Origin of the sequence: Porticoccus sp. (assembly GCA_023261185.1) — a bacterium.
GTDB classification, from domain to species: Bacteria; Pseudomonadota; Gammaproteobacteria; order Pseudomonadales; family Porticoccaceae; genus Porticoccus; species Porticoccus litoralis.
In genome coordinates this window covers 1-8030 of sequence record JALRJN010000020.1, presented here as the reverse complement: position 1 = coordinate 8030, position 8030 = coordinate 1, and the positions used below count along the sequence as shown (strand labels likewise).

6 protein-coding genes, 1 tRNA gene and 1 pseudogene are annotated in these 8030 nt (G+C 48.7%); 4 read left to right on the top strand and 4 right to left on the bottom strand.

Features of this window, described 5'->3' with window-relative positions; genetic code table 11:
• A partial coding sequence (locus ACYZYZ_RS01970) for a type I secretion C-terminal target domain-containing protein (RefSeq protein WP_461483054.1) occupies positions 1–2054 on the top strand: 2054 nt, incomplete at its 5' end.
• A gap of 93 nt (positions 2055–2147) precedes the next feature.
• Here the strand turns inward: ACYZYZ_RS01970 and ACYZYZ_RS01965 are convergent.
• Positions 2148–2708 carry a transglutaminase-like cysteine peptidase gene (locus ACYZYZ_RS01965; RefSeq protein ID WP_305171041.1) on the bottom strand — a complete coding sequence of 187 codons (561 nt, stop codon included), beginning with the start codon at positions 2706–2708 and terminating at the stop codon, positions 2148–2150.
• Between the two features lie 287 nt (positions 2709–2995).
• On the opposite strand from ACYZYZ_RS01965, the gene ACYZYZ_RS01960 reads away from it, so the two are divergent.
• The 3 genes from ACYZYZ_RS01960 to ACYZYZ_RS01950 all read left to right on the top strand — a co-directional run bounded on the left by ACYZYZ_RS01960 (position 2996) and on the right by ACYZYZ_RS01950 (position 6653).
• On the top strand, positions 2996–4960 hold the full coding sequence (locus tag ACYZYZ_RS01960; protein ID WP_461483053.1) for a bifunctional diguanylate cyclase/phosphodiesterase: 1965 nt from the start codon (positions 2996–2998) through the stop codon (positions 4958–4960).
• Positions 4961–5023: 63 nt separating this feature from the next.
• On the top strand, positions 5024–6538 hold the full coding sequence (gene gltX / locus ACYZYZ_RS01955) for a glutamate--tRNA ligase (RefSeq protein ID WP_461483052.1): 1515 nt from the start codon (positions 5024–5026) through the stop codon (positions 6536–6538).
• A 39-nt stretch (positions 6539–6577) separates the two neighbouring features.
• Positions 6578–6653, top strand: a tRNA-Ala gene (locus ACYZYZ_RS01950).
• Positions 6654–6743: 90 nt separating this feature from the next.
• On the opposite strand, the gene ACYZYZ_RS01945 is transcribed toward ACYZYZ_RS01950, so the two are convergent.
• The 3 genes and pseudogenes from ACYZYZ_RS01945 to ACYZYZ_RS01935 form a co-directional block, all read right to left on the bottom strand.
• The gene (locus tag ACYZYZ_RS01945; protein ID WP_305171038.1) at positions 6744–7133 is read right to left on the bottom strand and encodes a hypothetical protein; all 390 of its coding nucleotides are present in this window, start codon (positions 7131–7133) and stop codon (positions 6744–6746) included.
• A gap of 145 nt (positions 7134–7278) precedes the next feature.
• Positions 7279–7716 (bottom strand): nuclear transport factor 2 family protein, encoded by a 438-nt coding sequence (locus ACYZYZ_RS01940; protein WP_305171037.1) that lies wholly within the window; start codon positions 7714–7716, stop codon positions 7279–7281.
• Positions 7717–7916: 200 nt separating this feature from the next.
• A pseudogene (locus ACYZYZ_RS01935) lies at positions 7917–8030 on the bottom strand (citrate/2-methylcitrate synthase); the annotation flags it as partial.

Here is an 8030-nt window from a genome sequence, read left to right as displayed (position 1 = left end):
TGACCACTGATATTGAGGGTTGGGACGACGGTGAAAGTGACACCGAGAACTTCATCTTCACCGTCAGCGATGGCGACGATGCGGATGTGACCCAGCCTTACGCCGTACTGATCAGTGGTGCTAACGACGCGCCAGTTGCCAAAGCCGATACTAACTTTGTTGATGAAGGTATCGATGGTGCGGATGCAGTTGTCATTACTGGGAACGTGATCATTGGTGAAGACCATGGGTCTGATGCCGCGAATTCAAACAATGGCAGTGAAGCCTATGCTGATGTTGCTGATACAGATGTGGATAGCTCTTCTCTGCAGGTGGTTCGTGTAAATGGAGTTGGTAGCACTTCTGGTGATGGAGTTAATCCAATTGCTGATGGAACGCAAATCATAGGTTCACATGGTATTTTGACAATTAATGCCGATGGCTCTTATAGCTATGATCTGAAGGATGATAGCTCTTTCCTGGATGCACTGAATATAGGTGATGAAACTAACGATATCTTCATATACACCGTATCGGATGGAGTGTTAACGTCTACAACATCTTTGATTATCACTATCAATGGCCAGGATGATCCGACTCAGCTGGAACTGGCCAAAGATGTCTGGTTGCCAGCTGATCCCGGTCAGCTTCCGGCAGAATATACCGATGGCTATCCGCTGAATATCAGTGTGTACGATGTGGATACTGATCTGACCATTACCTTTACTGACCTGGTGACGGCGACAGTGAACCAGGCAGCGGAAGGCGAGCCGGATAACTTCGTCTCTATCGGTAAAGTAGTCTACTGGGATGGTGATTCCTGGGAAGATGTGGCTCTGAATCAGGAGTTTAACTTGGCTGCAGGTGAAACTCTTCCTGAGTTCCGGTTTGTGGCCAATCCAGATCTGGATATCAATTTCATTACGACAGAGATTGCAGACCTGATTACATACACGGTGACAGGCGAAGGTGTAGACGAAACGGCCAACGTGACATTGCATGCGCTGCCGCCAAATGATTTGCCGCAACAGTCTTCGCAGGTTGGCGATGGTAGTTCACCTCTTACTTCAGGTAATGACCAAGAATCTGTATTGGTGCTTGAGCAGGCGTTAGTGAATAGTATCAATGCTGACCCTTACAATGGGTCGGTCACCCTGTATACCGATTTTCAACAGTCGCCATTTACTGTGCCGATTGATGTTGGTTCCCAGGATGGCGTACAGCTGGAGCAGGAGGTCACTGCAACTATTATCATCAACGGTATTGAATTTATCGTCCATCAAGGGACTGGTGACGGTGGCGCGGATACTGACTTTTGGCAATATGATTCTAATACGGGTCTGATGACAGGTTCTGTCAGTTACGATCTTATTCTGCGTGCTGATGACGATACTGTAAGCTTGGCAGAATATCTTACTGATAATCCACCTTCAGCGGGTGATAACTGGACTGTTGTCTATAACGATGACGACGGCGGCAATTACCAGGCCCGTTTCGTGCAGTTCGATTTCAGTCTGGATGATCCGGGTGATCTGGGCGTTACAGCGGTTGGCACCGATGATCCCAACTTAATGTTCGGCTCGAATAATGGCGATGATCTGACCGGTGGCGCCGCTGACGATATCCTGATTGGCCGTGATGGTGATGACATTCTTGCCGGACTGGGTGGCAGCGATTCCATCGTGGGTGGTGCAGGTATAGACAGCATCAATGGTGGTGCTGGGTCCGATATACTAACTGGCGGAACTGAAGCCGACATTTTTATCTGGAATCTTGGTGATACAGGTACGGATACTGTTACTGATTTCAATAGATCTGATGGTGGTGTGTATAACCCTGCTGAGGGTGACGTATTGGATCTGTCAGCATTGCTTGTTGGTGAAGATTCAACTGACTTGGTTGACTTGGCTAATTTCATTGATGTTACCGAGTCTGGAGGCAATACGACCATTAAGATAGACGTTGATGGTTCTAATGACTTTGTAAGCCCAGATCAGGAAATTGTGCTAACTGGTGTTACAGGTGTAACTCTTGAGAGCTTGGTTGTGACAGATGGCAGTATCGTTACAAACTAGCATGTTAAGTACAAAACAAGAAAAGCCCCGGTCTTCCGGGGCTTTTTTTATGGCCATGATTTTAAACAAACGGAATATTTCAGCGCTGATAAATCACAACATTTCTTCCTGAATTCGCGTGTTCAGGTCTTTCCATAGGCTGAGCTGGTCGGGTTTGCCTGCTTTTAGCTGTTCATTACGGGTGCGGGCTAGCCACAGGTTGTTGGCATTAAAACTGTATATGGGTCGCAGGTCCGTTCGTTCGTTGGCTGGCAGTATGCGTTTGTTGATGTTGTCCAGAATCAAAGGGGTAGCGCTGGGATTTTCGTAATAGGCGAGAACCATATGTGCCTGGTTGAACAGGGTAGCTTTAACGTAGGTGATCCGCAGTTTAGAAACATCCAGGCCCATTTCTTTCAGGGTGAAATATTTGGCGATGGAGAAATCCTCACAATCCCCCGCATCTTGGGCAAGGAATTCCAGTGGTGTTGCCCAGTAATCGTTTTGATTCCAGAGGTCGATATCGTTAACAAAGCGTGCCTGGTTAAAGAAATCATTCACCGCGTTGAGTCTTTCCATGTCCTGGCTTCGCTGGTGTTGGTGGATCATGCTTTGCCAGTGCTGGATACGGATTTCTGCCGTAGGGCCGTATTTGATACGTATTTTTGCCAGCATTCGGTCGCTGATACCAAAATGTTGGGCTGTTGCTGAAAAAAATAGGGCGAGAAAAATAACAGGAAGCCAAGAAGCTCCTTTTGCCTGCCGTTTTTTTTGCCTGAAATTTTTCAACTTATCGCTTCTTTTGAGACGTTGTCGTGTCATTAAAAAGTCGATTTGATCTTATCATGAACCCCTTTATCTCAGTGGCTTTCAGCCTGCGCAAACTGTGACCCAGTGCTTAATTGGCAAGTGAACGGGATTCCATTAGACTCGTTAACACACAATGTATAAGGAAAAACGACGTGACCCTGTTTCGTCAGTTGATTGTTGCAATTTTATTGCTGTTCATTTGCCTCTACGCGGGAAATACGGTCGTCAGTCTTCGCAATAATCAGCAGCTGGTGGCGGATCAAATGCACGTCCACGCTCAGGACACGGCAACGTCGCTTGGTTTATCGATGACGCAGGCCGCTAAGGATAAGGATATCGCCACGCTCGATACGATGTTCAACGCTGTATCAGATAGCGGTTACTATCAACGTATCTATTTTGAAGACCTCGATGGCAAGGTGTTGATCGACAGGTCATTTCCCGTATCTATTGAGGGCGTTCCTCCCTGGTTTATTTCATTTATCTCTCTGCCCGAGGCGCTGGGCAGGGCAGAGGTGGCTTCTGGCTGGGCTCGTCTGGGTGACGTCTATGTGGTCAGCAACCCCGGCCAGGCGTATATGAAACTCTGGCAGGTAACCACTTCCCAGCTAACCTGGTTTGCCTCGATTACTCTGGGTGTTTGCCTGCTGGCTTATGTTGCTCTGAAATGGTTGTTGGTTCCCTTGACTCGTCTTGAGCAGCAGGCCAACGAGATCTGTGAAAGACATTTTGTGGTCCAGGAAACCGTTCCAAAAACCCGTGAGCTGGCAAGAGTTGTGGAAGCCATGAACCGCATGGCCAAGACTTTAAAGCACATTTTTGATGATCAGCTTGAGTTGATAGGGCGGTTGCAGAAACAGTCTTATCAGGATGATGTAACGGGTCTTTCCAACCGTGTGGACTTTGATAACCGCATGAAAAGCTATGCAGATGACCAGGAGGGTGGTGTGCATACGGGCGCATTGGCCATTCTGGCAATCAATGATTTTGCCAGTGTGAATGATTATGCGGGCCGTGGTGAGGGCAATGCGATACTGAAGGCTGTAGGTGAGCAGCTGACGGAGGCATTGAGTTCCCACAGCCGGGCTCTGGTGGCGAGGCGCCAGGGGCCGGAATTTTCCATTTTTATCCCCGATGTAGCCCCTTCAGAAGGTGTTGCGGTAGCCGGGCATCTATTTGATAGCCTGCAGGGGGGGAGCTGGCTTAACAATCAGAAGTATCCTCTTCGCTTTCATATGGGGTACACCTATAGCAGTAACGTCAGTGATGTCCCGGAGATGTTGAGTGAGGCAAATATCGCCTTGTGCCAGGCCAGAATGGGCAAGGGCAGTCACTGGATGCAATTTGCGGATGTTTCTGACGGGGAAGTGCCAGTACTCGGTAAGCCCCTGAATGACTGGGAAAGCTACCTTCGCCAGGCTGTTGAAAACAGGCTTGTGGCCCTGCATTTTCAACCGATATACACCACGAAAGATCGCTCACTGGTGGCAAACGAAGTCTTTGTGCGCTTCCTTCAGGGTAGCGATCTGTTATCCGCCGGGGTGGTGATTCCCATTGCTGAACGTTTGGGATTGATGCCAAAACTGGATCAGTTGGTGCTGGAGTCGCTGGCATCGGCTCATCGCCAGGATGGTCTTGATGGCAAGCTGTGCGTCAACTTGTCCATGGTTTCCATAAAGTCATCGGGCTTTATGACGTGGCTTGATACTTTCCTTTCTTCGCAGCGAAAGCTCGCCAGTAAGCTGATTTTTGAAATCCCTGAATATGCAATTAGATCCAACGATGCACCATTGCGGGAATTACATGACCTACTGGAGCGGCGCAATTCGACACTCGGCCTGGACAATTTTGGGGTTGACTCCATTGCATTCGGTTACCTGGGCAGCCTGTCCCTGCATCACCTCAAGATACATCGCTCCTTCACTCGCGGCCTGGACAGTAATAAGGACAACCAGTTCTACATCAAATCCCTGGCGGGCTTAATCCACAATCGGGGCATGGAGTTGTGGATTGAGGGTGTGGAAACCGAAGCTGAGTGGCTGGAACTACAGGCCCTCGGGGTTGATGTCGCCCAGGGCTATTTTTTATGTGAGCCTCAGGTGAAACCTGTCGCCTAGCGTTGGTATGCGTATAATGACCGCCTTTTTGTGACCCTTTAATTTAGGCGGAATTTCAACATTATGTCTGTTCGCACACGTATTGCTCCTTCACCCACAGGTGACCCCCATGTCGGGACAGCCTATATCGCGTTATTCAATCTGTGTTTTGCCAAAAGTCAGGGCGGCGAATTTATTCTGCGCATAGAAGACACCGATCAGGTTCGCAGTACGCCGGAGTCTGAGGCAATGATTCTGTCATCCCTCAAATGGCTGGGGCTGGATTGGTCCGAAGGCCCTGATGTTGGCGGTGACTATGGTCCTTATCGCCAAAGTGAGCGGATGGATATCTATCACCGCTATGTCTCAGAGCTGATAGAAAAAGGGCATGCATTTTATTGTTTTGCCACCCCGGAAGAGCTTGATGAGATGCGTCGTGAGCAGATGGCCCGCGGTGAGACGCCAAAATACGACGGACGTAGCCTGAGCCTGACCCAGGACGAAATTGACCGACGCCTAGCTGAAGGTGAACCCTATGTTATCCGTATGAAGGTGCCCTCTGAGGGCAGCTGTCGATTCAACGACATGTTGCGCGGTGAAATTGAAATTCCCTGGTCGCAGGTCGATATGCAGGTGCTACTCAAAGCGGACGGCATGCCTACCTATCACCTCGCCAATGTGGTCGATGATCACCTGATGGCCATTACCCATGTTATTCGTGGCGAGGAGTGGATTAATTCGGCTCCCAAACATTTTCTCCTCTATCAGTATTTTGGTTGGGAAATGCCGCAGCTCTGTCACATGCCGTTGTTGAGGAATCCCGATAAAAGCAAACTCAGCAAGCGTAAGAATCCCACCAGCATCACCTACTACCGCGATATGGGGTATTTGCCTGAAGCGGTGGTGAATTACCTGGGGCGTATGGGGTGGTCCATGCCGGATGAAAGTGAAAAGTTCTCTCTACAGGAAATGCTGGCGCACTTTGATATCAGTTCTGTTCATCTGGGTGGCCCGGTATTTGATACCGAAAAGCTGGATTGGTTGAATGGTTGCTGGATACGCGAAAATCTTGACGATGAACAGTTTGCCGACCGTGTTGCGGCCTGGGCACTAAATCGCGATAACCTCAGTCAAATGATCCCATTGATCAAGGAGCGCGTAGAGAAGTTTACCGATATCGCGCCTCTGTTGAATTTTATGCTCTCTGGAATGCCGGCATTACAAGAGAACAGTTTTGAGCATAAAAAGCTTGAATTGGATACGGTCTGCAAGATTTTGCAATTCAGCTCCTGGCGGTTAGATAACCTGCGTCACTGGCATCGTGATGGGTTATACCAAGAACTGAATCAACTGGCTCAGGGGATGGACTTAAAATTAAAAGATTTCCTGTTTCCGCTGTTTGTCGCTGTGGCGGGCTCTCCGTCAGCGCCTCCGCTGTTTGATGCTATGGCCATCCTTGGCCCTGATATTGTCAGAGTGCGCGTTAGACACGCTCTCAATGCCGCTGGCGGCGTATCCAAAAAACAGCTCAAGAAGCTGGAAAAAGAATATCAGGAAATGTCCAGATCGCGACTAGAGCATCCTGAAGAACAAGCTTGACACCTATGGGGTCAGTACCTAAAATTCGCAGCCTCTTTCGGGGCTATAGCTCAGCTGGGAGAGCGCAACACTGGCAGTGTTGAGGTCAGCGGTTCGATCCCGCTTAGCTCCACCAAATAAAAAACCCCTGCATATTTATGCAGGGGTTTTTTATTGGGCGGGCGTGGGGGTTATAAAGCGCTTTGTCAGTATGAGTACCTACTGGTTATTGAGCCTCGGCCCATTTTTGGTCCCGAGTTTCAGGCTTCATCTCTTTTTTTTGGCCAGCTTGTTGTCTGTTGCATTTCCAGCGGTAAACGGCATACCCAGTGAAGGCAAAACCGATGGCGATGACGTAACCGATGCCGTATATCAGTCCAGTCACTTTATAAACGGGGCCATACATCAGGTACTCGGCCATCATATAAACACATATGCCGAGAAGCATGCCCCAAACGTATTGGGGTAGGGCGGTGGCATATACATAACCGCATAACATTGAGGGGACGGCCATCAGCAGGAGGACGGATGTAATATTTTGAGCAAAGATGGCGGCCCAGGTTGCCGACCCAAACATCAAGAGTGCTCCCACCAGATACGCCTGTATTCGTTGCATGACCCCATACCCCTTTATATAGCTGTGTTTTTAACAGTCTTTCACAGAGCAGTTGCGAAACCTATTGGACGTTAGTCGTGGGGCATAAAAAAGCAGCCATTTCCACTCGAAATGACTGCTTTTATTAATGCTGTGTAACTCCAGATTATTCCATTAATACTTCTGTTGCATCGAGCTTCCAAACGCCATCGATCAGTTTCAGGTGATCGATTTCCTTTTCGATAATTCCATCTTTATTAAATACATCGCTGGCCCGTGTCCAAGCAGATACCGTAGCGGTTTCGCCATCAATATCAATAGAGCTTATGCCGTATTCGTGGAGAATCACCGAACCCATATTGACAATGTTCTTCCAGTCAGCGACGTATTCCTTACTTGTTCGGCCATCGATCATCGTAGGTGTTAATAGTACGTATGCATCCTCGTATTTGCGGGCCTTAAGCGCCGCGTAATAGCTTTTAACTACGGCTTCTGGGGTGTTTTCTGCTTCAGCCGCTGATAACCATGAGGCGCTTGACAGCAGCAAAGCCGACAGCAAAGTGGTTATTGTTAAACGTATTTTACCCGCTAGTCTTTTACTCATTATTGTAATCTCCTAAACGCACTCTAATTATGACTATCAGGCTCTCTTCAAGTTCAGCCCTTTTGTTGGTTCATGCTGACATATCAGTGCGAATTTGGCCATAGGTAGCACAAGGGGTTTATTTTTTGTGTTGTATGCGAACGTTTTTGTGGGCGAAAAAAAACCGCCTGGTGTGGCGGTTTTTTCTATCAGCGCTGGTCTCAGCCGGGGTAATCGCGCTTTGGCGAACCTGTGTACAGTTGACGCGGGCGGCCAATACGATAGGGATTGCTGAGCATTTCGTTCCAGTGTGAAATCCAGCCCACTGTGCGGCC